Annotated in this window: 21 protein-coding genes and 1 CRISPR repeat array (1 of these 22 running past the window's edge); of the genes, 8 read left to right on the top strand and 13 right to left on the bottom strand. The window is 61.4% G+C overall.

The window, feature by feature from the left end:
• Positions 1 to 2,685: a CRISPR direct-repeat array (repeat unit 29 nt; unit sequence CGGTTTATCCCCGCGCCTGCGGGGAACGG); it reaches 3,870 nt to the left of the window's first position.
• A 110-nt stretch (positions 2,686 to 2,795) separates the two neighbouring features.
• The 8 genes from cas2e to cas3 all read right to left on the bottom strand — a co-directional run bounded on the left by cas2e (position 2,796) and on the right by cas3 (position 12,039).
• Positions 2,796 to 3,092 carry a type I-E CRISPR-associated endoribonuclease Cas2e gene (cas2e, locus tag L1075_RS12280; RefSeq protein WP_246942081.1) on the bottom strand — a complete coding sequence of 99 codons (297 nt, stop codon included), beginning with the start codon at positions 3,090 to 3,092 and terminating at the stop codon, positions 2,796 to 2,798.
• Positions 3,092 to 4,012, bottom strand: a complete 921-nt coding sequence (gene cas1e, locus L1075_RS12275) for a type I-E CRISPR-associated endonuclease Cas1e (protein WP_246942078.1) — start codon at positions 4,010 to 4,012, stop codon at positions 3,092 to 3,094. The genes cas2e and cas1e overlap by 1 nt, the downstream gene beginning before the upstream one ends.
• A gap of 9 nt (positions 4,013 to 4,021) precedes the next feature.
• Entirely contained in the window at positions 4,022 to 4,714 is a 693-nt protein-coding gene (gene cas6e, locus L1075_RS12270) for a type I-E CRISPR-associated protein Cas6/Cse3/CasE (protein WP_246942077.1), read from the bottom strand.
• Positions 4,714 to 5,493, bottom strand: a complete 780-nt coding sequence (gene cas5e, locus L1075_RS12265; RefSeq protein WP_246942075.1) for a type I-E CRISPR-associated protein Cas5/CasD — start codon at positions 5,491 to 5,493, stop codon at positions 4,714 to 4,716. Before cas5e ends, cas6e begins: the two co-directional genes overlap by 1 nt.
• A gap of 11 nt (positions 5,494 to 5,504) precedes the next feature.
• Positions 5,505 to 6,599, bottom strand: coding sequence for a type I-E CRISPR-associated protein Cas7/Cse4/CasC (cas7e, locus tag L1075_RS12260; protein ID WP_246942073.1), 1,095 nt, complete (start codon positions 6,597 to 6,599; stop codon positions 5,505 to 5,507).
• Between the two features lie 67 nt (positions 6,600 to 6,666).
• A complete protein-coding gene (gene casB, locus L1075_RS12255; protein WP_246942071.1) occupies positions 6,667 to 7,347 on the bottom strand; it encodes a type I-E CRISPR-associated protein Cse2/CasB in 681 nt (226 codons plus the stop codon).
• Entirely contained in the window at positions 7,344 to 9,044 is a 1,701-nt protein-coding gene (gene casA, locus L1075_RS12250) for a type I-E CRISPR-associated protein Cse1/CasA (protein WP_246942069.1), read from the bottom strand. Before casA ends, casB begins: the two co-directional genes overlap by 4 nt.
• A 304-nt stretch (positions 9,045 to 9,348) precedes the next feature.
• Positions 9,349 to 12,039, bottom strand: coding sequence for a CRISPR-associated helicase Cas3' (cas3, locus tag L1075_RS12245; protein ID WP_246942067.1), 2,691 nt, complete (start codon positions 12,037 to 12,039; stop codon positions 9,349 to 9,351).
• Between the two features lie 461 nt (positions 12,040 to 12,500).
• Between cas3 and L1075_RS12240 the strand changes: the two genes are divergently transcribed.
• The 4 genes from L1075_RS12240 (at position 12,501) to L1075_RS15920 (ending at position 13,941) form a co-directional block, all read left to right on the top strand.
• Positions 12,501 to 12,656 carry a BrxR family transcriptional regulator gene (locus L1075_RS12240; RefSeq protein WP_246942066.1) on the top strand — a complete coding sequence of 52 codons (156 nt, stop codon included), beginning with the start codon at positions 12,501 to 12,503 and terminating at the stop codon, positions 12,654 to 12,656.
• A 225-nt stretch (positions 12,657 to 12,881) separates the two neighbouring features.
• On the top strand, positions 12,882 to 13,079 hold the full coding sequence (locus tag L1075_RS12235) for a hypothetical protein (RefSeq protein WP_178998341.1): 198 nt from the start codon (positions 12,882 to 12,884) through the stop codon (positions 13,077 to 13,079).
• Complete coding sequence (locus L1075_RS12230; protein WP_246894979.1) at positions 13,051 to 13,620, top strand: DUF2335 domain-containing protein; 570 nt, start codon at positions 13,051 to 13,053, stop codon at positions 13,618 to 13,620. Before L1075_RS12235 ends, L1075_RS12230 begins: the two co-directional genes overlap by 29 nt.
• A 30-nt stretch (positions 13,621 to 13,650) precedes the next feature.
• Positions 13,651 to 13,941: a BrxR family transcriptional regulator gene (locus L1075_RS15920; protein WP_465251365.1), complete on the top strand. Its 291-nt coding sequence runs from the start codon at positions 13,651 to 13,653 to the stop codon at positions 13,939 to 13,941.
• A 48-nt stretch (positions 13,942 to 13,989) separates the two neighbouring features.
• Here L1075_RS15920 and L1075_RS12220 read toward each other — a convergent pair whose 3' ends face one another.
• The 3 genes from L1075_RS12220 to L1075_RS12210 form a co-directional block, all read right to left on the bottom strand.
• Positions 13,990 to 14,271 carry a HigA family addiction module antitoxin gene (locus L1075_RS12220; protein WP_040240739.1) on the bottom strand — a complete coding sequence of 94 codons (282 nt, stop codon included), beginning with the start codon at positions 14,269 to 14,271 and terminating at the stop codon, positions 13,990 to 13,992.
• 11 nt (positions 14,272 to 14,282) lie between these two features.
• On the bottom strand, positions 14,283 to 14,561 hold the full coding sequence (locus L1075_RS12215; protein WP_040240736.1) for a type II toxin-antitoxin system RelE/ParE family toxin: 279 nt from the start codon (positions 14,559 to 14,561) through the stop codon (positions 14,283 to 14,285).
• Between the two features lie 188 nt (positions 14,562 to 14,749).
• The gene (locus L1075_RS12210; RefSeq protein WP_246894978.1) at positions 14,750 to 16,813 is read right to left on the bottom strand and encodes a choline transporter; all 2,064 of its coding nucleotides are present in this window, start codon (positions 16,811 to 16,813) and stop codon (positions 14,750 to 14,752) included.
• A gap of 386 nt (positions 16,814 to 17,199) precedes the next feature.
• Between L1075_RS12210 and L1075_RS12205 the strand changes: the two genes are divergently transcribed.
• The 4 genes from L1075_RS12205 to L1075_RS12190 are packed head-to-tail and all read left to right on the top strand — an operon-like array spanning position 17,200 to position 20,009.
• Entirely contained in the window at positions 17,200 to 17,340 is a 141-nt protein-coding gene (locus tag L1075_RS12205) for a hypothetical protein (protein WP_175575924.1), read from the top strand.
• On the top strand, positions 17,337 to 18,080 hold the full coding sequence (locus L1075_RS12200) for a metal ABC transporter ATP-binding protein (RefSeq protein WP_040240732.1): 744 nt from the start codon (positions 17,337 to 17,339) through the stop codon (positions 18,078 to 18,080). The genes L1075_RS12205 and L1075_RS12200 overlap by 4 nt, the downstream gene beginning before the upstream one ends.
• Entirely contained in the window at positions 18,065 to 18,976 is a 912-nt protein-coding gene (locus tag L1075_RS12195; RefSeq protein WP_246942064.1) for a metal ABC transporter permease, read from the top strand. Before L1075_RS12200 ends, L1075_RS12195 begins: the two co-directional genes overlap by 16 nt.
• Positions 18,977 to 19,025: 49 nt before the next feature.
• Entirely contained in the window at positions 19,026 to 20,009 is a 984-nt protein-coding gene (locus tag L1075_RS12190) for a metal ABC transporter substrate-binding protein (protein WP_246942062.1), read from the top strand.
• Positions 20,010 to 20,081: 72 nt separating this feature from the next.
• Here L1075_RS12190 and L1075_RS12185 read toward each other — a convergent pair whose 3' ends face one another.
• Both L1075_RS12185 and L1075_RS12180 read right to left on the bottom strand, forming a co-directional pair.
• Positions 20,082 to 21,050 carry an ABC transporter substrate-binding protein gene (locus tag L1075_RS12185; RefSeq protein WP_246942060.1) on the bottom strand — a complete coding sequence of 323 codons (969 nt, stop codon included), beginning with the start codon at positions 21,048 to 21,050 and terminating at the stop codon, positions 20,082 to 20,084.
• Positions 21,051 to 21,158: 108 nt separating this feature from the next.
• Complete coding sequence (locus tag L1075_RS12180) at positions 21,159 to 22,814, bottom strand: OpgD/OpgG family glucan biosynthesis protein (RefSeq protein WP_281504169.1); 1,656 nt, start codon at positions 22,812 to 22,814, stop codon at positions 21,159 to 21,161.
• Positions 22,815 to 22,882: the final 68 nt, after the last annotated feature.

Here is a 22,882-nt window from a genome sequence, read left to right as displayed (position 1 = left end):
GCCTCCCCGTGGCGGCTTTCAACATCGCCAGGCCGGTTTATCCCCGCGCCTGCGGGGAACGGGCGGACCACCAGGCCGAGGCCGCGCTGACGCACGGTTTATCCCCGCGCCTGCGGGGAACGGCAATTCCTTGGCGAGCCATCCGTACCCCAGGGCGGTTTATCCCCGCGCCTGCGGGGAACGGCAACCTCTGATGCCTGACTCGACCGCCTCCAACGGTTTATCCCCGCGCCTGCGGGGAACGGCGGCCTGGCGGTGGTACTTGGCAGCGTAATCACGGTTTATCCCCGCGCCTGCGGGGAACGGGGCCCGCATCCAGTGGATCTCATCCCAGCGCCCGGTTTATCCCCGCGCCTGCGGGGAACGGCAACCTTCTCGGATAAACGATCGGCTCTCGACCGGTTTATCCCCGCGCCTGCGGGGAACGGGGGGCAAGGTTCTGATCCCAATGCCAAGAATGCGGTTTATCCCCGCGCCTGCGGGGAACGGGGTTATCCGCATGGAGCGGGATGAGATGCCGGCGGTTTATCCCCGCGCCTGCGGGGAACGGCCGCTCCCGATACGGCGCTATCAACCTCGATGCGGTTTATCCCCGCGCCTGCGGGGAACGGCATTTCGATCGCATCCCCCACCGGCCAAGATTCGGTTTATCCCCGCGCCTGCGGGGAACGGCATCACGCCGCCGGCGACGTTGCTGATTTTGTCGGTTTATCCCCGCGCCTGCGGGGAACGGCTCGCTGACGGTCGTCGAGAAGCCGTCTAGCACGGTTTATCCCCGCGCCTGCGGGGAACGGGACGAAGCGGCTATTCAGGACAACGAAGAGCGCGGTTTATCCCCGCGCCTGCGGGGAACGGGCTATCACACCCGGTACTAAGTACGCCTTTACCGGTTTATCCCCGCGCCTGCGGGGAACGGAGCGCGACTAGAGCGGAATCCGGGTAGATTAGCGGTTTATCCCCGCGCCTGCGGGGAACGGCGCGATCTACAGCCGGGTCTATCCGCATGAACCGGTTTATCCCCGCGCCTGCGGGGAACGGTGACCGTAAAGTCACCAAGCTGACCACTCATGCGGTTTATCCCCGCGCCTGCGGGGAACGGCAATCGGCGGTGCGGTAGACGTCCCCAGGGTACGGTTTATCCCCGCGCCTGCGGGGAACGGCAGAGCAGGGAGAGGTCATACTGTCTGGGGACCGGTTTATCCCCGCGCCTGCGGGGAACGGGTCATGACGAAGATCGAACTGACGATGCCCGAGGGTTTATCCCCGCGCCTGCGGGGAACGGATGTCGGTGAACTTGTAGGGCTTGTCCTGACGCGGTTTATCCCCGCGCCTGCGGGGAACGGTGGAGTCGCGCCGCCAAGCGGTGAGTGACTACCGGTTTATCCCCGCGCCTGCGGGGAACGGATGGCGTCGGTCATCTCGTCGAAGTTCACCGTCGGTTTATCCCCGCGCCTGCGGGGAACGGTATAAGTGAAGTCGGCTCCACGATCATTTTTGCGGTTTATCCCCGCGCCTGCGGGGAACGGGGACCAACTGCAAGAAGAACATTAATCATTAGCGGTTTATCCCCGCGCCTGCGGGGAACGGCATATCACCACTTTTTCACCACCATATCACCACGGTTTATCCCCGCGCCTGCGGGGAACGGTCATGTTGCGCCGCTGCTCTGTCTCTGCAAGGCGGTTTATCCCCGCGCCTGCGGGGAACGGCTCTCGGCGCTCGGCTTCTGCGGCTGCCCTTGCGGTTTATCCCCGCGCCTGCGGGGAACGGCGCCGATACTGGTCGGCGTGCTCGGGATCATCCGGTTTATCCCCGCGCCTGCGGGGAACGGTGCATCGACTGGTCGATCCCCTGCCCCAGCATCGGTTTATCCCCGCGCCTGCGGGGAACGGACGCTTCACCCAAAGGGCGCGGCCTCGGACTACGGTTTATCCCCGCGCCTGCGGGGAACGGTGACCATGTGTTGTAATCAGGTATATCCATGACGGTTTATCCCCGCGCCTGCGGGGAACGGATCAATCGCTGCATTGAAAGCGTCCGTCGCTCCGGTTTATCCCCGCGCCTGCGGGGAACGGTCGACCTGCTGCTGGTAGCCGCCGACCTCCGACGGTTTATCCCCGCGCCTGCGGGGAACGGCTACGGCAGACGTTAACCTTGAATCGCTCGGCCGGTTTATCCCCGCGCCTGCGGGGAACGGTTGCATCGCTCGGGGCTCGATTGCGCACTCGACGGTTTATCCCCGCGCCTGCGGGGAACGGCTTTGACTCAACCTCCAGCTTATCAGCTATATCGGTTTATCCCCGCGCCTGCGGGGAACGGCCCGTCGCATCCGTGGGTCTACTGCCGAACGACGGTTTATCCCCGCGCCTGCGGGGAACGGTCACGCCTACCGTCACGACGGCCAGTATCTCGCGGTTTATCCCCGCGCCTGCGGGGAACGGCATCTTTAGCGCTGGGCGGAATACCTCCCAGGCGGTTTATCCCCGCGCCTGCGGGGAACGGGGTGACATGGCAGGAAATCAACAGCCTCGTGCAGGTTTATCCCCGCGCCTGCGGGGAACGGAACGGTGCGGATAGTGCGGGTACCGTCATTGACGGTTTATCCCCGCGCCTGCGGGGAACGGGAACCGTCGGGCAGAGTGACGCCGGCAGTCTCCGGTTTATCCCCGCGCCTGCGGGGAACGGACTAATTATAGACAGTTGTTTTTAAAGAACAAAATCGCCGAGGATATTTCCACCAGCTATTTTGTTCAAAATTTGATCACTCCAAGTTATTAAAGAACCTTTAAAATCAGCTAGTTGTCTTGTTGCGGAAGAAAACGCACCAGCCTCAGTCCATCGTGGTCGATGGGGACACGACGATTGTCGCCATAGGTTTGGAACTCGAAGCCGGATTCGTGATTGCTGGCCCAGGCCATGGCAACGTTCCCGCTTTCCTCGGCCAGCACTTCAATCTGCTCCCAGATCATCTCGCGGATGCGTTTACTGACATCACCGACATATACACCGGCTCTGATTTCCAACAACCAAACGGCCAGCCTCCCGCGCAAGCGAGGGGGTACCGCCTCAGTCACCACGACGAGCATCGCCATCATTGACTCCTATGCCCGGCATCGCCGACGGATTCCGGCTCCGGAATCGCCGGTGGGACCGCATCCGGCGGCGGAGGCGGAGGCTCGATCTCTCCAGCGGCCAATACGTCTTCGACCATGGGGATCAACCGCTGCAATAAGCGGGTTTGCTTGAAGGCATCGCGACATGCAATGCGTACCTCTCGCTCCGGCATCGGCGGATTGCGGGCCGCTACGCGAAACGCGGCCGGCACCACCGTCTCGAATTTAACGATATCGGCGATGTCGTAAACGAAGCTCAAGGGCTTGCCGGTATGCAGAAAACCAATCGCCGGCGCGTAACCGGCTGCCAGGATCGCGGCTTCCGTGATGCCGTAAAGACAGGCGGTAGCCGCCGAAAGGCACTGGTTGGCCACATCGGAGGCATCCCATTGGGTCGGATCATAGCGACGCCCGTGCCACTTGACGCCATATTGCTTGGCAAGAAGCTGGTATGTCTTGCGTACCCGAGCCCCTTCCATACCCCGCAATTGATCGACGCTCCGCCGCGAAGGCGGCTCTTCGCCAAAGCGAAGCTCGAACATCTTGCGCACGACTTTCAGACGCAATTTTTCATCCAGCGCCAACTGAGCTTGATAGAGCAGCTTGTCCGAACGCGCGCCGCCAGGCTGACCCGCGCTATATAGACGCACGCCGGCATCACCGACCCAAATAAGCAAAGTTCCAACCGTCGCCGCCAACTTGACCGCCGCGTGCGACACGCGGGTGCCGGGCTCGAGCAGCAAGCACGCGACAGACCCCACGGGGATGTGCATCCGCTCGCCATTCACTTCATCAATGACGACGAAAGCGCCATCTCGCACGTCGATCTGACCCATCCCGACAAAGATCATCGACATGCGATCTTTCTCCGGAATGGGCTTCAGCGGAATGAAGCCCATGACGCTCTCCTATGGCCGACGCAACATCATCAGGCCGCAGCCAAAAGCTTTGGCACGGCCAATGCCGTGTCGTAGCGCCTCATTGAGCGCCACCGGGTCGGCCACCTCCAGCAGACCTTCGTAATCCACGCTGGAGTAGCGGATGGGCTCCCCGCCCCCTTTTTTGCTCAGCGCATACTGACGGTAAGCGCCTACCTCCGGCGCGACGGGCAGCGTAAAGCCAAAGGCGTCCGCCCGATCAGCAAGCCACTGGCGTGCGGCAGCATCCATCGCCTCGGTACATGCCTGGCTCGTCCGCTCTCCTTTTGGGAAGGGATAACGCGCATCCATCAGCACGTCGGCGCGCTTAGAACGGCGGCCCTGGCCCATCGGTTTGGCAATGGAGGGGTTAGCACGCAGGCGAAAGGCCAGCCGTTCGCCTTTGGCAAGCTGAGGGGCAAAGGGCTTGCACTGTACCTCGAAGCCCTCTATCGGCTCTGGAGCGCACGCCGAACCGACGTAGAATCGGGGTAATCCGGCGCCCTTGCCGTTGGAATTTTCTTCCATCTCCTGGCGGAAAATAAAGGGCCGCTCGCCTTCGGGCACACCGGGAAACAGCCGCCAGAGCAACTGATGGGCGGTATAGGCGCCGCCCTCCAGCACATCGAACAGCTCGGCGCGGGTGAGGCGGTTGAGGTCCAGCCTGACACTTGAAAGATACATTAGCGCTCTCCTTTCAGCGTTTCAGTGCGCCGGTTTTCCAGGCGGGGACCGAACTGCCAGCGGCGCCGATGCAGCGGTTCATCCCAGACTTCGCTGGACTCACTGGCCGCAACGCCATCGAGCGCATCGGCTGACCCTTCCCAGGCGTAAAGCACCTCGTCGGGTAGGCGCAGCAGGCGCTTATCCTTCTCCTCATTCCCCACCAGCGCCAGCCAGGCGCGTTCCGGATCCAGCGCGCTTTCAAAACAGTGATCCAGTGCCTGGCGCCAGTGGCTGGCTTTGACCACGGTCGGCACCAGTGGCGCGGCCAGGGGGCACGCCTTGCGGCCGAGATAGAGTGGAAAACGGGGCTTTTCCAGCGCCGCTTTCAGTTCTTCTAGGGTCCAGGCAGCGTCTGGGGCCAGACGTACCGCTACACTCCACAGACCGTCGCAGCGATAATCTCTCGACGAGAGAATGGTGTTGAGCGCCTCCTTGGGCACCGACAGCTCCTCGCGGCGGGTACGGTGGGTCACTTTCGATTGCGACGACGGTACCTGGACTGTGTGATAGTCGCGCATCAAAAGCCCCGGCGAGCGCTGTTTTACCGCTACCTGCAGGCCCTTGCGCAGTTGGTGCTGGCCATCATCGTCATCGCGGCGGATGCCGAGTGCTGCCCCGATAAGCCCGAGAATGGCGCTGCGCCCGGGATAGGTCGCCGTCGGCCGCGTCTCGCCGACCGCGGCTTCGCCCCAGCTCGCCATGGGCGCATAGAGGCGAAAAACCAGGTGGTGTGGCATATCGCCTCCGCTTAATTATCACTTTTGAGAAAGGCCAGTAGCGCTTGCAAGTTGCCGCGCTGAATGTCCCCCTGCAGGAAAGGCGTGTCGTAATCCGGCGTGGCCGAGAGGATAAAGCGCCGATCCGCCCCTGCGCCGTAAGCGTCATCGAAGGCCTGGGCCTGCCTTTCCAGTTTGTCGATGGCGCTGACCGCCTGGGCCTCGCCGTTGACCGGCTGCAGGAAAGACGCGGCCAATGAACGCGGCTGCTGGTCGCCTTTCTCTGCCAGCACATAGCTTGCCTGGGCGCGGGAACCGTAACTGTTCTGCTTGCCCTTGGGCGAGATCTTGACGGCGGACTCCACCAGCGCGTCGATGGCGCGGTCGGCCAGCTCAGTGTTGCCCTGCAGGTTTTCGACCAGCAGATCCCGGTCGATGCAGAGGTAGAGGTAGAACAGCCCGGCGGCGAACCCGGCTTCGCCGATATGCGCCGCACCACGGTCGTCGTCACCAGTATTGAGGTCATCGACGGCGGTAAAGTAATCGTCCTCGACCTCGGCGGCGTGCACGGTAATGGCATGGGCGACCTGACAGGCCGCTTCAACATTGTAGCTCGGCGCGGCCGCTAGCATGCGTCCGAACAGCGCCACATCGACAGCCGTGGGCCGCCGAGCGAGCAGCCCCTTGAGCTCGTCATCGGTCGGCTCGCGGTTCTCGGCGCCTAGCACATCGGCGAGCTCTTCAAGCGCGGCAATTTCTTCCGGCCCGACGTGAACCAGCTGTTCGATTTCGTACTCGTGCTTTTCGCCCTTGTCGACCTTGCGCAGCTTGCCGAAGACCCCGGCGATCTTCTCAGCGCTGCCACTCGCCACTTTCTCGTTGGCGCCCGAGTTAGTCATCCGCTTGTAAACCTCTCCTCCCAGACGCTTGGTGCGCGTGCCCTTGTGGCCATCGACTGCCGCTTCGAACAGGTCGGAGGTGCGCCAGTTGCGCTTGAGGCTCTGTGAGGAGACGCGCAGCCGACGAGCACCGCCCATGAAGGCCGTCTTGGGGCGACCCAGGTCGTCGCGGTTGAGGTTGGAAGGCGGGTAGGAGGTCAGCAGATGAAGCTGGATAAAATGACTCATGGTGTGTCCCCTGAATACAAATGTGACGAATGTCGAAAAGTGGTTGTTGAAAAGCGACGACAGACGTTCAGTCGCCCGCTGCCGGTTTCAACGCTCGCGCCTGGAAGTAGGCGTCGCTCATGACGAAGGCAAAGCGCTGGGGCGCCTTGGTGCGGTATTGGCCGCGCTGCTCGCGCTCCCATAGCGCAACCATATCGGCCAGGCGGACAACGCTGACGCCGGCGTTCTCAGCAAGCTTGAGCGCCCGGCGAAAGCGCCGGATCAGCTCTTCTGGTGTATGGCAGTCGAGCAGTTGTTGAAAGCGTAAATCGCTCATGCGCGGGGTATCGGCGGTATTGGGGCGCTTCTCGCCCAGCCGTTTGCCCAGCGGGGCATCGAATGTCTCGGCGCGCAGCTCGCTCGCGACGGCAGCAACGACCGCCCATGTCGTGAGGCGCTGATCGCGGGGGGGCTTGGGCGGTGCCTCCTGCCAGGCCCGTTCCTCGAGTGCCTGCCAGAGGTGGCGGAACGCTTCCGTCAGCATGACCGACGAGATAGAGTCGCAACGGCGCAGCGCGGCACGAACACCGCGAGGGTAAGGCCACTGCTTTGTGTATCGCTTGAGTTCCGGCTGATCCATGACCAGCCGCCGCCACCACTGGCGCAGCTCGACCGCCTCCTGCTTGTCGAGAGCATACAGATAGCCCTCTGCCGCAGCCGTCTTCTCACCAGACTCTGGCTGTTCTGACCGTTGTTCTACTTCACTCATACGGTAGTCCCCTCCGGATTGTTTTCAGGTGCCGGGGTGCTCAACTCGAAACCGCCCACCTGGGCAAAGGTCTGCACCGTTTTGCCGACTTTCTTGCCGCGGCCGTTCAGATAGGCTTGCAAGTAGCGCCGCGCGCTGGTGATACGCTCGAGCTGCTGCATCTTCATGCCCTCCAGGGGGCCGCTGACCGCCTGGTCGTCGAACAACGCCAGCGCCTCGCGTTTGAGCGCCAAATACCACTGGCGGTGGGTTTCGGGCGACAGCTCCGGCGTCTCCATTTCCTTGCGCAGCACCTCGCCCATCTCGCGTAGCGCGGAGAAAAACGCCAGTTGGGTCGCCTCGAAAAATTGGGCGTCGATCTGGCTCATATCGCCCTTGGCGTCTTCCGGGCGCTTGAACCAGGCGCGCTTGAGCTGGTTGCGCAGGGTCCAGGTAAACTCCGATGCGAGATCGACGAAGCGTTTGGCCCAGCCGCGCAGCGTCTCTTGATAAGCGTCGGGCACGCCCACCAGCGGCATTTCCACGCTGTACCAACCGCGCGGCTTCATGTTGTCCATGTCGTAGCCGAACACCCAGAGCCGAGTGCGCTTGAAAAGCGCCTCGAACGCTTCTCCATCGTCTCGCGCGGCCGCTACCATACGGTACTTGTGCAGATGGTGCGTCACCACGCGAGCGGGCAGCGCACCGCTTACGGCTTCATCTTCCAGCACCAGTCCCGGCCAGTGGCGGTAGCCCAGCCCGCCGGGCTGGCCCTTGCTGGAGAGCGGCAATTCGTCGTTTTTCTTGGGGTTGAGCTTGCGATAGGGCGTCAGCGGGTGCCGCCAGGGGCCGTCGTAGTTGGCACCCTGCTTCTTGGCGCGCAAACGGCGCACCGGGCGCGCGGCCTCGCGGCCGCAGAGGTCGCAAGTTCCCGGCGTGTCGTCAAACAAAAGCCGGTAGCGCCTGGGCATCGACCAGAAGGCGTGCAGCGGGTGAACCTGTTCGGGCAACACCTCTTTGCCCTTCTTGTCGCTGATGCGCGTCTCGGCCATCCAGAAGAACAGATCGCTATCATCGACCCTGGGGGCGCGACAGGCCTGCCCCGGCTGGCCCACCGCATCGGCGGGCATCACGTTGGGCCAGAGCCGCGCCCACAGCAATTTTCTCTCGTCTTCCGGCAGAATCAGCGTGGTCAGTGGCCCGCCACCGCGCAGACCAACGCGAATCCCGGCCCCACCGGCGGGGGCGTTGATCTGCATGGTAAAAAGTGCCAGCGCCGCGCACTTCGGGCAGACGGTTTCCACCCGACCGCGCTTGACGAAGAAATCGGTATTGTTCTTGATGCCGTTGGCGCCGGGCGAGTCGATCAGCAGACCGGCAACCGGCGCTTCCTTGACGTCGTCAAGCGGATCCAGATCCTGCATGAAGCGCGGGCCGTCGCCATCCAGCTCGAAGGCGGAGGCAAAGGGGGCCAACAACTCATCAAGTTCGGTCACGCTTGGCGGCGTCTGGTAACGATCCAGCCAGGCATCGGTATCTTCCGGCGTCATTGCCGTCTGCAACAGCGCGATCAGGAATTGCCAGGCCGCTCCCTGAAAGTCAGCGCGGGGCAGCGCCAGGTCGATAACATCATGGTCGGCAAGCGCCGAGGGTGGGCGATACTCGATTCGACCACCTCGACAGCGAAAGGGCAGCCAGGAGGCTGTGAGTAGATTCATTTGTCCCTCTTATTTCTCAGAACTATCGAAATAACCGCTTGAAAAAACAGACGTCCAAGCCCGTTCAAAGCGATCTCTGTCCAATCCCAATGCCCCGCTTCACGAAATAGATCTTTAAACCAGTCGCGCATAGCTGCCCCTTCAACTGAATATGGAGATCAGCTTAAAGCACCAAAACGGAATCAACAAGTCATAAGGACACATGAAAATAAATGCGCATTAGTCATCTGGTTTGTATAATGAAGCGTTCCTCTTAGACAGGGGATGAACCGTCATAGGTACACAGTGCTAGCCGTTCCCCGCGTCAGCGGGGATTTTCATTTCCAAAACTCACGCCCCACTGTTCGTCATAGCCACATTTGGCATCCTCCTCCGGCAGCCAGGGATGGACGAAACGCAAGCCCCGGTGGCGTTGCTGGATCGCTTCCCACTGCTCCGCATAGTGCCCTGGCAGCGCGGCGAGTTTCTTGACCTGGCTCTCCCTTAGGCGACATCGGCTCAAGCGGTCGGCGTGCCGGTGGTCTTCAGCCCATAGCACTAGCGACTCGCCCTGGCGTTTGAGCAGCACAACCTCGACACTGCGTTCGTCGCTGAGCCGAGTGCCAAACTCGCGCTCCTCCTGCCACGGATCGAAATCGCTATCGAGCTGGTATCCGGCCTCAAGATCTAGTGCATTGTGGGTGGCCATCGAGACCGCGAGCCTGTCCATCCCCGTGCGTTCGAAGCGTGCCTGATCCAGCGCCTCGGGAATGTCGTCCACCGGAAAGGCGTAGACGCTTTCGATCAGAGTTCGCGCCTCACCCGGCATGGTAATGGCCCCCTGCTCACGCAGCACGCGCTGGGTCAGCCAGACCAGCGAGGTGTCCTGGTAGACCGCCTGGGTGCCTCGGTGCGCCTGGCTCAGCCAGTCGGCACCGGGGGTATCACTCCACGCGGGCGCGAGCACCTGCAGAACGGGTTCGGGGCGTTCACCACGCTGGTGGCGTTGCAGACGCCCGGCGCGCTGAATCAAGAGGTCGATGGGCGCGATATCACTGACCATTTGGTCAGCATCGCAGTCGAGGCTTTCCTGAAAAACCTGAGTAGTGACAAGCACTTGACCGCATCTGAGTGACGGCGTGGAATCCTTGCCAAAGCGGCGGATGACCTCGGATTCGATCCGCTGGCGATCCACCATGGCAAAACGGGCGTGGAAGAGCAGGCAGCGCTCGGGGTCCGAGTGGCGCTCGCCCAGCGCTTGATAGGCGCGGATGGCGTCGTCGACGGTATTGCGCACCCAGACGATACACTCACCAGCCGCCACCGCTGCCAGCACACGCTCGATAGCCTCGTTTTCGCTTTCAAGCCATGCGATGGCGACGCTGCGCTCGACCGCCAGGCGGGTTTCGACGGGGTACTCGTTGACATTACCCTCACCGCAGTGGGTCAGCAGGGGATAATCGTGGGTCACGAGCGGGCTAGCCTCAGCCTCCAAGCCATGGCACCAAGCTGCCGTGAGCGCCTGGCGCATGGCGTGGGGGAGCGTTGCCGTCAACAGAATGGCGCTGCCGCCCTGGCGGGCGTGATGGGCCAGCAACTGGTGCAGCAGGGTCTGCATATAGTGATCGAAGGCGTGGACTTCGTCGATGATCAGCACCTTGCGTGCCAGCCCCAGCAGGCGCAGCGACTGGTGGCGAAACGGCAGCGCGCCCATCAGAGCCTGGTCGATGGTGCCAACGCCCACATCGGCCAGCAGCGCTTTCTTGTTCGAATCAGCCAGCCAGCGGTTGCACTGGGTCGAGGCACTTCCTTCCCAGGCAGTGTAGTTGTCGTTTTCCGGCTGAGCGGCCATCACGGCGCGCTCGAACGCTTCGTTGAGTTCTCGGGCGCCATGGGCGAGCACTAGCGAGGGCCGTGAGGCGCTGCTGTAAAAGCGGTGGTGCAAATCACCCAGCCGGGTGTACATGGCATTGGAGGTCGCCATGGTGGGCAGGGCTAAATAGAGCCCCTCTCCGTGGCCGTCGGCCAGCAGCCGCTGGGCCAGAATACAGGCGGCTTCGGTCTTGCCCGCGCCGGTCACGTCTTCGAGGATGAACAGCTGCGGCCCGGCCTGGAGCGGCAGGTTTTCCGCCTTCTGCTGCAGCGGCGTCGGAGTGACAGTGCCCGCAAACCAGTGGGTAAGCCCGGCGTAAGCTATCGGCTCGGGCGGTCGGCCGAAGCCGGTGACATCGAGCACCGCTTCAGCCTGGGTGAGCGCCCGCAGCCAGTAGTCAGCCAGCGGCATGGCCCTTTGGCAGTAGGGAAAATAGTCGCGGTGGGAGCCCAACCAGTCGCTGAGCGTCGCCCACCCGGCCACCGTCCAGCTCAGCGTCTTGAAACGCGCCAGCCACTGCTTGTCCACCAGCCTATCGAGCGGCCAGTGAGGCGCGATCAGCGCGGCCCAGTCGGCCACGAAGTCCCGCGCGGCGGCGGTATCGTCGAGTTCGCCATCATCGACGAAGAAGTCCGCCAGCGTCAGTTGCCCGGTCGCTACAGGTTGGCCGTGATGGCCGAAGAACGGTGCCATCAGGCTATTCATGGGGGGCAGCAGCTTTCTGGCGGAAATCTCTGCGTCCTCTGGCCAGTGCAATACGCCGTCTCGGCGCCAGGTGCTCCAGCAGGCGTCCCAGAGCAGGACGCCCAGGCGGTCGTGGCGCTGGCAGTAAGGTTTTCCTTGCGGCGAGGCCATGCCGTCCAGCGAGAGCTTCAGCACCTCCTGAAAGGCCCGGGAAAACTTGCCGAGATCGTGAAGCCCCAATAGAAACACTAACAAACACCGTAGCGCTTCGGGCTCGATGCCCAGCTGCGCGGCCAGCTGTTGCGTCAGCGGGCGCCCGGGGGCCAATAAATGCCAGCCGACGGCCGCGACATCAAGGCTGTGCCAAGCCAACAGGTGGCAGCTGTCTCCCGGCTGGCCCGGCATCGCCTTGCCCGCGTAGCGGTGATAAAAAGCAATCGAGTCATTTTCTGGCGGCATACTCATCTCCTTTCAATGACTATCGGCGACGCAGCACGTTGATTGAATTAGCGCTGGTCACGTCACTCCCTTTTACCTGAAGGACCATAAAGCAGAATGGGGCTTCGCGTATGCGGGGAACAGCGGGCCGCTTCGTCCAGCACTATCGAGATCGATGGTTCATCCCCGCGCCTGCGGGGAACGGCCTCGCGGACGGGGAGTCTACTGCTACGCGTGCGGTTCATCCCGCGTCTGCGGGGAACGGCGGCTCTTCTGCACGTCGACGGTGCCGAAAATCGGTTCATCCCCGCGTCTGCGGGGAACGGTGCGGCTCGAACGTGCGTAGCAGGATGTTGCGCGGTTTATCCCCGCGTCTGCGGGGAACGGCTCATTGGAGGCATTGCCATCGCGCGCCCTCACGGTTCATCCCCGATCGACGCCTCAGCGATGCGGAACGCGAGCTCATCGCGCAGGATTACGCCATGGAGGAACACATGCTGGCGATCACCTGCCGACGTGCGCTCGCCCAATACGTGTTGCGCGAATACGGCATCAACCATCGCCACGTGGAAGGCGATCCGCGTGCCCAGCAAATCGAACTCGGCAATCGCGAAGCCCTCCGCCAGTGGCTTTATTGAGGCAAGCGACACCTGCGTTTGCGGGGCTTGGACGATGAAGCCTGGCGCTTTGAGATTCGCACAGTGATAACACGCATATGGCCAAGTCACGCGAAAATGGTCTCGCACTGTACGGTTTATTTTGCGCTATCTTTGACATAGGATTCTATCTTCCTAGCGCTGCAACGTCGGCAAGATAACGTGCTGAACGTATAGCGTTGGAAAACATTATTCAGGAGTAAGGTCATGAAACGTCGCGTAACGAGCAGCCGTACCCTGCGTGCAGCAGGCTCCGTGATGGATGTTTGGCCAGTCGAAAACTACGCCCAATACATGCCCAAGGGCAGTGATCAAGAACGTATTGCCCAACATTGGACAACTGTTGGCAGTCACCTCCGTTCAGCCTTGAGCCAATATGCCTTCAACCACGCCACCAAACGGTGAGCAGCCTTCTCAACGCGACCTCTCCCTTCAAGACGGGCAACAGGTCGACGAGGAAACTCAAAAGGAGCTCGTCGGCCTTATTGAGCAGTTGCATCATGGACAGCTTTCCGAGGAAGAGCAGGTACGGTTAGGCGACCTGATCGTCAGTGCCCCCACACCCGAGCCACAAAACCAATCTGTCGCCATGATGCGGCAAGTGAGCTATCAAGGCCCTCTCCCGCCTCCAGAGCAACTGAATGCCTATGATGAGGAAACACGTCGCCTCATCGTAAATATGGCCGTCGACGAGCAGCACCATACGCACGACATGCGTAGCAAGGGTTTAGAGGGTGCTATCAAGAAAGATGAACGTGGACAACGATACGGGTTGACCGTTGCCATCGTCGGCCTCGTGGCAGCCACCGTGATCGCACCCTTCAGTTCTGTTGCTGCGGGCGTCATCGGAACGCTGGATCTCGTGGGCATGGTCGCGATATTCGTTGCTCCTCGCATTCTGGAAAAGCAACGCAAAGGTAGCCAGCCACCAGAAGACGACGCCTAACGCACCCTACCCTGAATCCCACCGACTATTTTGCGCTTACGGTTCACCCCCGCGCCTGCGGGGAACGGATCCGCAAACCCTACCGGATCATGTTTCGAGACGGTTCATCCCTGCGCCTGCGGGGAACGGCTCATTGGAGGCATTGCCATCGCGCAGGACTACGCCATGGAAGAGCACATGCTGGCGATCACCTGCCGCTGCGCGCTCGCCCAATACGTGTTGCGCGAATACGGCATCAATCATCGCCACGTGGAAGGCGATCCCCGTGCCCAGCAAATCGAACTCGGCAATCGCGAAGCCCTACGCCAGTGGCTTTATTGATTCGGGAGACTTCCTATAAGCGTGAGCAAGCAGTCCTTCACCTCCCGATCACCCCGTCGCGTGCAGTGGTGTCACCTGGGCGCGAGGCAGCTGCGATGCTTGCCACAGTTCATACTTGAGCTGCATCTCCAGCCACATCTCTGCGCTGGTACCCAGGGCTTGCTCGAGGCGTAACGCCATATCCGCCGAGATGCCGGCGCTGCCATTGAGAATCCGAGATAGCGTAGCGCGCGTTACACCCAGTCGCTTGGCGGCCTCGGTAATAGAGAGATCGCCAATGTACTCGCGCAAGACGGCGCCAGGGTGCGCAGGATTATGCATACGCTTCATGCGACGACCTCCTAGTGGTAATCCTGATAATCAACCAAAATGGCGTCCTCACCCTCGAAAGTGAAGGTGAGGCGCCAGTTCCCGTTGACGATGATAGCCCAGTGCCCTTTCAGGCTTCGGGACAAGGGGTGCAGCCTCCAACCCGGCGCATTCATGTCATCAGGGCCTGTCGCGCTATCCAGCGCAGTTAGCTGTATTTGCAGCTTGGTTGCGTGCTTTGCCTGAATGCCAGCAGTGGAGCCGGTTTCAAAGAACTTGCGCAGACCTTTGTGTCGGAAGCTCTTGATCATTCGTATAGTGTATAGACTCGGTATACGAAAAACAAAGGATCGTACTCGGTAACCGCACGCCCAGACGATCCGCAGCCTTTGGTATTACTCGCCCCTCCCACGCAAAAACCCCCGGCCGCATCGCGACCGGGGGCTCAGGCTTTTTAAGAAGACCGGCCGCCTAACGGTGGCGGCCGACCTAGCACACCTTATGAAGGCGGCTGTTCCGGGCTGTCGGGCATGTTGATGTTGCCCGGCTCGATCCGGTTGAGGTGCAGGAACTGCATGTGCAGTTCGTACTGGTCGAGGATGTCGCCGATCACCTGATCGCGGGTGTAGCCCATCAGGTCGTAACCCTGGCTGCCCTCGAGCAGATAGACCTCCAGCCGGTAGTAGCGCGAATCGGCATGCGGCGCATGCATCGCGAACCCAGGCGTCGAGAAACCCTGACTCCAGATCTGGTAGGTGAAGTTCTGCTCGTCTTCGAAGTCGACGTTGAGCGACATGTAGTCGTCGCCATTCTGCACGCCTTCATTAATTTCGACGAATACGCCTTGCTCCTGCAACGAATCGCGCACGGCTTCCATGGCCGGCTTACAGGTTTCGTCCATGAAGCGCCGCGCCTGCTTCTTGCCAGGAAAGCTCATGGCGCGCCGGAGACGCTGCTGCCAGTTGCGGGTATCGCGTTCTCCACCGCCACCGGTACGCCCGGAAAGTTGGCCGGCCAGGCTCAGACGCCGGCTGTCTTCCTTGAAGGCCTCGAGCTTCAGTGCTTTGAGCAGTCCTGCCATCATGAAGAACAGCACGACCGAGAACGGCAAGCCGGTGATCACCACCGCACTCTGCAGCGTCGTTAGTCCCCCAGCGAGTATCAGCGACAGGGTCAGCACACCGATCACCGCCGACCACAGAATGCGCATCCAAATCGGCGCGTCGCTGTTGACGTTCTTGAGCTTCGAGGTGAAGTTCGAGAGTACCAGCGCCCCGGAGTCCCCGGAGGTAATAAAGAACACGATCGCCAGAATACTCACCGCCGCAGTAGTCAGGATTGGCAGCGGATACGATTCGAGGAACAAGTAGATCCCCGCAGGCGGATTGTTCATCACTTGCTCGCCGAACTCGCTGGCGCCGTTCATCGCCATGTCGATGGCACTGTTACCCAGCAACGACATCCACAGGAACATGAAGATGATCGGCAGCGTCATGGTACCGAGCACGAAGGTGCGGATGGTACGGCCACGCGAGATACGCGCCAGGAACAGCCCGACGAACGGACCCCAGGCAATCCACCAAGCCCAGAAGAACAGCGTCCAGCCGTTCAGCCAGCCGGTCGGCCGGTCGAAGGCATAGGTATTGAACGACAGGCTGACGAAGTTGGTCAGGTAGTCGCCGATGTTCATCACCAGCGCATTGAGCAGGAAGATCGTCTTGCCGGCGAACAGCACGAACAGCAGCAGCAATACCGCGAGCAGGATGTTGAACTCGGAAAGGCGGCGGATGCCACGCTCCACCCCGGTCACCGCGGAGATGGTCGCGAACAGCACGATGCCCAGTACCAGCACCACCTGGGTCCAGGTGCCTTTTGGGATGCCGAACATATAGTCCAGCCCGAAGTTGAGCTGGATGACCCCGATCCCAAGGCTAGCGGCAATGCCGAATACCGTCCCCATCACGGCAGCGGTATCGACTACGTGGCCGATCATGCCGTAGATCCGGTCGCCGAAGATCGGATAGAGCGCGCTACGGATGGTCAGCGGCAGGTTGTGCCGGTAGCTGAAGAAGGCTAGTGACATGCCTACCAGGGTGTAGATACCCCAGCCGGAAAGCCCCCAGTGCAGGAAGGTCAGCTCCATCGCGTGGCGTGCCGCGGCGACTTGATCATCGGGCGCGTTTGGCGCGTTATAGAACTGCGTCAGCGGCTCGGCCAGCGCGAAGAAAATCACGCCGATGCCGATCCCCGCGGAGAACAGCATCGCCGACCACGAGAAGATATTGAAGTCGGGTCGTGAGTGTTCAGGCCCTAGGCGGATATTGCCATAGCGTGACAACCCCAGATAAATCACGAAGACCAGGTAGATCACCACCGTCAAGAAGTAGTACCAGCCGAAGGTATTGGAGATCCAGCCGAGGATGGCATTGATGACCGAGTTGGCCTGGTCGGTAGCGATCATCGCCCACAGCGAGAAGGCGACGATGCCAACCACCGAGCTGTAGAACACCGGCCCATTGAGGCGATCGCGTGACGGCGCCTCATTATTAGATTGTGTCGTCATAGGAATTCCTGATCTGATTCAGGCAAGGTTTGCGTTCACGGCAGCAGACGCACGACTCGGCACGCCGCTTTTACTAGCTTAGAAGCAATACGGAAAAGTGCCGTTTATTGAACAGGCGTATAAAGAAAACAATTCTTTATGCCTCAGTCAAGCCTTGTGCCGCACGCTGGACCATTGGTCATCCTGACATGGTAGCTCCGCAGTACTCAGTGACAGAGCCTTTCCATACTTCCCTCTCTCCTGCCGAAAACGCTATCCTATTGCGTTTTCGCGTCCTTGATCGGATGCTTTTCCAGCCTCGACGATCTCCCTGCCAATTAGTTGAGCTAAGCGCTTGGCAAGCGTTTTGTTATGTTATAACCTCCTCGGCATTCAAAGGAGTTGTTATGTCACATCGTCACCGCCCGGATGGGCCTTGTCACTTTTCACTGATGTCGATGGGCGCCGGGCGCCGCGTGCTTTTGGCACTGCTGCCGCTGGGCCTGTTGTGGTTGGCCGTGGCGTGGGCCATGGGAGTCTTTGCATGAGTCGCTTGAGCCTCGAGGCGCTGACCCTCGCTCAAGGCGGGCGCACGGTGCTGGAGAATATCAGCGGGACATTCGAGGATGGCGCGATCACCGCGCTGGTCGGCGCTAACGGGGCCGGCAAGAGCACCTTGATCCAGGCCATCATGGGATTGCTGTCGCCGCTTTCCGGCCAGGTGCATTGTTCCATGCCCAAGGAGCGCCGCGCCTGGCTACCGCAGCAACTGGCGTTGGATTTGACCTTTCCGATGAGTGTCGAAGAGTTGATGCTCAGTGGCTGCTGGCCCACTCATGGCACCTTCAAGCGCTACGGGCCGCAGGATTACCGGCGCATGCACACCATCATGCAGCGCCTGGGGCTGAGCGGCCTGGCACACCGTCCGCTCGGTGAGCTTTCCGGCGGCCAGCGTCAGCGGGCGCTACTCGGTCGCACGCTGATGCAGGAGGCGGAATTGCTGCTCCTCGACGAGCCGTTCGCCAACGTCGATACGCATACCGTGGAAATCCTCTGCGACACCCTACGCGAGATGGCCAGTGCTGGCGCCACGGTGATCGTGGTTTTGCATGACATGGAACAATTGGCGCAGTTGGCCAATTGCGTCTTGTTGCTGGCTGGCGGACACGGCCAGTGGGTCGAACCCGAGACGCTGCTCGAACGCCATCATGCACCGGCGCGTCGCCATGCCCATGCGCCCTTTATTTCTCTGAATTTGCCGGATGTCCCGCCATGCTCGACCTATTGACCACGCTGGATGCGTGGCTCGTCGCCCCGCTGACCGACTACGCTTTCATGCGCCGCGCCCTGGTCGGCGGTTTGGCGCTGTCGTTGGCCGCACCCCCGCTGGGCGTGTTCCTGATGCTGCGCGGCATGAGCTTGGTGGGCGACGCCATGGCCCACGCGGTACTGCCAGGCGTGGCACTGGGCTTCGTGCTGGCGGGCTTCTCGCTGCCCGCGATGAGCCTCGGCGGCCTGGTCGCGGGCTTGTTGGTGGCCGGTTTGGCGGGCAGCGTGTCGCGCATGACCGGCCACCGCGAAGACTCAGCGATGGCCAGTTTCTATCTGATTTCCCTGGCGCTGGGGGTGATGCTGGTCTCGCTGCGCGGTAGTAGCGTCGATCTCACCCACGTGCTGTTCGGCTCGATCCTTGCCATCGATGACACCGCGCTATGGCTGATCGCCTCGGTGGCCAGCGCCACACTGCTGGTCATGGCACTGATCTTTCGTGTGCTGGTGGTCGAATGCCTCGATCCGCTCTTCCTGCGCGGCCAGGGCATTCGTGGCGGCTTGGTACACGGCGTTTTCCTGGGACTGATGGTGCTCAACCTGACGGCTGGGTTTCAGACGCTGGGTACGCTAATGGCGGTGGGACTGATGATGCTGCCCGCCACCACTGCGCGCTTCTGGTCGCAACGGCTCGAGGGCTTGATCGGGCTGGCGATCCTCATCGCCATGGTCTCGAGCACCGGCGGCTTGCTGGTCTCATACCATCTGGGCCTGCCCTCCGGCCCATGCATCATCCTAGTCGCCGGCATTGCCTATCTCGCCTCTGCGCTATGCGGTCACCACGGCAGCCTGCTGGCACGTCTGCGCCGTCGCGCCACACCGTTGGAAACAGACGAGAACACTTGTACGCCGTAATGAGCGCCTTACGCCCGACCGGCTTATTTATCGACAAGAGGGAATCTGCATGTCCAAGTCTTTGACGTTACTCCTCGGCGCCGCCGCCCTGACGCTTTCCAGCACAGCGCGCGCCGAGGCGCCGATGAATGTGGTCGCCAGCTTCAGCATTCTCGGTGATATGGTCGAGGAAGTCGGCGGTGAGCATGTCGACGTCACCACGCTGGTCGGCCCGGACGGCGACGCCCACGTCTTCTCGCCCAGCCCTACCGATGCCCGCGCCGTCGGTGAGGCGGATCTGTTCGTCGTCAACGGCCTGCATTTCGAAGGCTGGCTGGACCGCCTGGTGGAAGCCAGCGGCTATGAGGGGCCGATCGTTGTCGCCAGCCAAGGCATCGACGCCCTGAGCTTCGACGAAGAGCGTACGGCACACGACCATGGCCATGAAGGGCATGGGCACGACCATGATACCGGCCACGACCATGACCATGACCATGACCACGATCATAGCCATGGCGACGATCATGGCCCGGAAGACCCGCATGCCTGGCAGGACCTGCAAAACGGCAAGCAGTACGTGGAGAACATCCGCGACGCGCTCGTCGAAGCGGACCCCGCGCACGCTGCTGACTATCGGGACAATGCCGGGCAATACATCGAGGCCATCGACGCCTTGGATGCCAAGGTGCACCAGCGGATCGGCGAGATTCCCGAGGCCAATCGCGTGCTGATCACCAACCACGATGCCTTCGGCTATTTCGCCAACGCCTATGGGCTGGACGTTCTCTCCCCAGTAGGCCTTTCCACGGCCGCCGAGCCCAGCGCCGCCGATATGGCCAAACTGATCGAACAAATCCAGAAACGCGACGTCAAGGCGCTGTTCCTGGAAAACATGACCAGCCCCGCCTTACTCGAACAACTCGCGGACGAAACCGGCGTCGCCATCGGCGGCACGCTCTACGCCGGCGCCCTGGCCAGCGACGGCGAGGCCAGCACTTACCTCGGCATGTTCAAGCACAACGTCGATAAGCTGACGCAAGCCCTCGACGACTAAGCCCATCCCGAAAACGCAAAAGGGCGATGCCGTGGCACCGCCCTTTTGCGTGTCGCATTTTGTCACGCGTGATTAAAGATCGAACGCTTTTTTCACCACCGGCCAGGCGGGCTCGCCGTCGCGAGTGGTGACGCCATCCAGGAAGCCTTCCACCTTGTCGGCGTTATCGTGCATCCAGGCGATGGCGGCTTCGTCCTTGGGCATTTCGTCCTGATCGTAGCGGCGGATCATGTCGCTCTGGTCGTCGGCGGTGAAGTCCAACTGATCGAGCAACTTGGTGGCGTTGGGGTGCGCCTCGGAAAATTCCTTCGTGACCAAGGTGCGCACATCGCTGCGGCCGCCGTCTTCACCCCATAGATCTTTGGGGTCATCGAGGTAGGCGAGGTCATACTTGATGTTCATCCAGTGCGGCGTCCAACCGGCGAAGACGATCCACTCCTGGTTGTTGATAGCGCTATCGGCGGCGCCCAGCATGCCCGGTGTGGAGGTCTCTGATAGTTCCCAGTCGCCCAGGCCGTATGTGTCGCTGTCGACGCCGGCGTTGAGCTGTTCGCTCATACCCGTGCCGGTCTCGATGGAATACACCGTGCGGCCGAAACGCTCAGCGTTTTCCGGCGTGTCGAGATCCTCGGCGGAGGTCACGCCGGCCTCGGCCACATAACGCGGCACCGCGAAGCCGATGCGTGCGCCGTCGACGTTATTGCCCAGATCAACCAAAGTGCCTTTTTCCATGGCGGTGTCGTACATGCCTTGTTGCGCTGGCAACCAGCCCGCCAGGAAGGCGTCGAGCTCATTTTCGTTGAGCGCCTGATAGGTGATGGTGGTGCCGAGCTGTTCCTGCTGCGGGGAGTACCCCAGCGTTTCCAGCAGTTGCGCGGCGAGTTCGGTCTTTACCGTGACCCCCGGCCACGGCGGCACCGAAAAGCGCACCTCGGTGGTATCGTCCTGAGCCTGCGCCATCCCCAGCGGGGCGGCGGCCAGACAAGCGCCGAGCAGTACGGCACGCGTACTGCGGGTAGCCAGAGAGGGTGATGCGTTCATGCCAGTTCTCCTTGCCTAATTGGTTTTTATTGGGAGCGGCCAGCATGATAACACTATTTTATGTGAGTGCGATTTCTAGACGACCACCCCCTCGGCGATGTCGAACGATCAGTCATCGAGCGGATGCGGCGGGTGCTCGCGCTGATCCGGGGGTGGCGGGAAGTACTGATAGAGCCAAGTTTCGCTCAGAGTGTCGCCGTCGCCTTCAAGGACCATTCTCATGTCGATGGGATCGACCGAATCCTCCGTGGGATACCAGTCGAAAATCACACGGATACCCTCGAACTCTTCGACCTGGAAAATCTGAATGTCGCTCGTCTTGCCGCGCGATACTTCCAGCTGCGCCATGATCGGGGGCCCATTCTTGGCAATACGCAGGATGTCGCCGCCCACGTAATCCACCGCGAAGCGCCGCGCCCACTCCTCAGGATAGTGCTCGCCGGGCGCCCAGCCTTCGGTGAAGCCCCCCATGCCGCTGCGGGTTGCGCGTATACGCGCAAGATCCGTGGTGACCGGCGGCTGTGCACTCCAGTAAAGACGGTACGCGAAATTCAATGAATCCCCCGGCTCGACGGCTTTGCTGGGTTTCCAGAACGCCACTACGTTGTCCATGGTTTCGCCAGTGGTGGGGATCTCCATCATCTGAAGTTCGCCCGCCCCCCAGTCATTTCGTGGCTCGACCCAGAGACTGGGACGCTCATGGTAATTGCCGATTACATCTTCATAGGCGTCGAAATCACGCTCGGTCTGCAACAACCCGAAGCCTTTGGGTGCATCGTCGGCGAAGGCGTTGTACTGCAATACCGGCGGATTGTTGAGCGGCCGGCAGACCCATTCACCGTTACCGCGCCACATCGTCAAACGGTCGGAATCGTGAATCTGCGGATGAATGGTGTCGCACATGCGTCGCTGGTGCGTGCCGCAACTGAACATGCTGGTCATCGGCGCGATTCCCAACTGTTCGATAGCCTCACGCGGATAGAGGTGCTTGTCGATCTCCATGACCACGCGCTCTGCCTCGCAGTGGATGACGAAGCGATAGGCACCGGCCACCTTGGGCGAGTCGAGCAGGGCATAGGCGGTAAAGGTGGTGCTATCCTGGGCCGGCGTCTCCAGCCAGAAGCGCGTGTAGGTGGGGAATTCTTCCTTCGTTGATTCGGCAAAGGTATTGACCGCCAGACCGCGTGCCGAAATACCGTATTGGTAGGTGTCATCCACGGCGCGGAAATAACTTGCCCCCAAAAAGGAGACGATATCGCGCTCGGTGAGCGAAGGCGCTTTGAAGACACGGAAACCGGCAAAACCCAGCGTCTCTTCGTCCTCGAACTGAGAGACGTCGACGTCTGCCTTGTCATAACGGAATAGCGACGGATCGAAGTGGATCTCGCGAGCGCGTCGGGAATCCGGGTCGAGGGCGTACATGCGCACAGGTTGATTGAAGCCCATGCCGACGTGGAAGAACTGCACGTCGAGCTTGCCATCCAGGTCATGCCACAGCGAGTGCCCGGCATCGTAGCCGATGGCGTTGTAATCCTGCGGGGTCATATTCGCGAGCGTAGGGGGCAACTCGCGTACGTTGTTTTGATAGCTGGAATTGGCCATTTCCTTGGCCAGGCGCTGCAACCATTCGAAGCTGAAGTCGCTGGGCTCGCCATCGGCGATCTCGGGCATGTCGCGCGTCGCCGCCAGCAGCGGCGCGGCGGGCAGTCCATAAAAGGCCGCCAAGGCCAGCGAGCGCTTGAGTAAGGTCCGTCGATCCATCATAGGGCTTCTCTACCAAGAAGGTGGGAGTTCCTTGCCAAACACCTTCATCAGACGTTACCCGAGGCAAA

It is taken from the genome of Chromohalobacter beijerinckii, from assembly GCF_023061185.1.
In the GTDB taxonomy this organism is placed as follows: Bacteria; Pseudomonadota; Gammaproteobacteria; order Pseudomonadales; family Halomonadaceae; genus Chromohalobacter; species Chromohalobacter beijerinckii.
Note: the sequence above shows the minus strand (reverse complement) of the source record. Positions and strands in the feature narration are given on the sequence as shown.

Coding starts and splice junctions, on each gene's coding strand:
- casB (WP_246942071.1), bottom strand. CDS start 7,347: ATGAGTGAAGTAGAACAACGGTCAGAACAGCCAGAGTCTGGTGAGAAG.
- L1075_RS12215 (WP_040240736.1), bottom strand. CDS start 14,561: ATGATCAAGAGCTTCCGACACAAAGGTCTGCGCAAGTTCTTTGAAACC.
- L1075_RS12185 (WP_246942060.1), bottom strand. CDS start 21,050: ATGAACGCATCACCCTCTCTGGCTACCCGCAGTACGCGTGCCGTACTG.
- L1075_RS12200 (WP_040240732.1), top strand. CDS start 17,337: ATGAGTCGCTTGAGCCTCGAGGCGCTGACCCTCGCTCAAGGCGGGCGC.
- cas5e (WP_246942075.1), bottom strand. CDS start 5,493: ATGCCACACCACCTGGTTTTTCGCCTCTATGCGCCCATGGCGAGCTGG.
- casA (WP_246942069.1), bottom strand. CDS start 9,044: ATGAATCTACTCACAGCCTCCTGGCTGCCCTTTCGCTGTCGAGGTGGT.
- cas2e (WP_246942081.1), bottom strand. CDS start 3,092: ATGGCGATGCTCGTCGTGGTGACTGAGGCGGTACCCCCTCGCTTGCGC.
- L1075_RS12205 (WP_175575924.1), top strand. CDS start 17,200: ATGTCACATCGTCACCGCCCGGATGGGCCTTGTCACTTTTCACTGATG.
- L1075_RS12210 (WP_246894978.1), bottom strand. CDS start 16,813: ATGACGACACAATCTAATAATGAGGCGCCGTCACGCGATCGCCTCAAT.
- cas7e (WP_246942073.1), bottom strand. CDS start 6,599: ATGAGTCATTTTATCCAGCTTCATCTGCTGACCTCCTACCCGCCTTCC.
- L1075_RS12195 (WP_246942064.1), top strand. CDS start 18,065: ATGCTCGACCTATTGACCACGCTGGATGCGTGGCTCGTCGCCCCGCTG.
- cas3 (WP_246942067.1), bottom strand. CDS start 12,039: ATGCCGCCAGAAAATGACTCGATTGCTTTTTATCACCGCTACGCGGGC.
- cas1e (WP_246942078.1), bottom strand. CDS start 4,012: ATGGGCTTCATTCCGCTGAAGCCCATTCCGGAGAAAGATCGCATGTCG.
- cas6e (WP_246942077.1), bottom strand. CDS start 4,714: ATGTATCTTTCAAGTGTCAGGCTGGACCTCAACCGCCTCACCCGCGCC.
- L1075_RS12190 (WP_246942062.1), top strand. CDS start 19,026: ATGTCCAAGTCTTTGACGTTACTCCTCGGCGCCGCCGCCCTGACGCTT.
- L1075_RS12230 (WP_246894979.1), top strand. CDS start 13,051: ATGCCTTCAACCACGCCACCAAACGGTGAGCAGCCTTCTCAACGCGAC.
- L1075_RS12240 (WP_246942066.1), top strand. CDS start 12,501: ATGGAGGAACACATGCTGGCGATCACCTGCCGACGTGCGCTCGCCCAA.
- L1075_RS12235 (WP_178998341.1), top strand. CDS start 12,882: ATGAAACGTCGCGTAACGAGCAGCCGTACCCTGCGTGCAGCAGGCTCC.
- L1075_RS12180 (WP_281504169.1), bottom strand. CDS start 22,814: ATGATGGATCGACGGACCTTACTCAAGCGCTCGCTGGCCTTGGCGGCC.
- L1075_RS12220 (WP_040240739.1), bottom strand. CDS start 14,271: ATGAAGCGTATGCATAATCCTGCGCACCCTGGCGCCGTCTTGCGCGAG.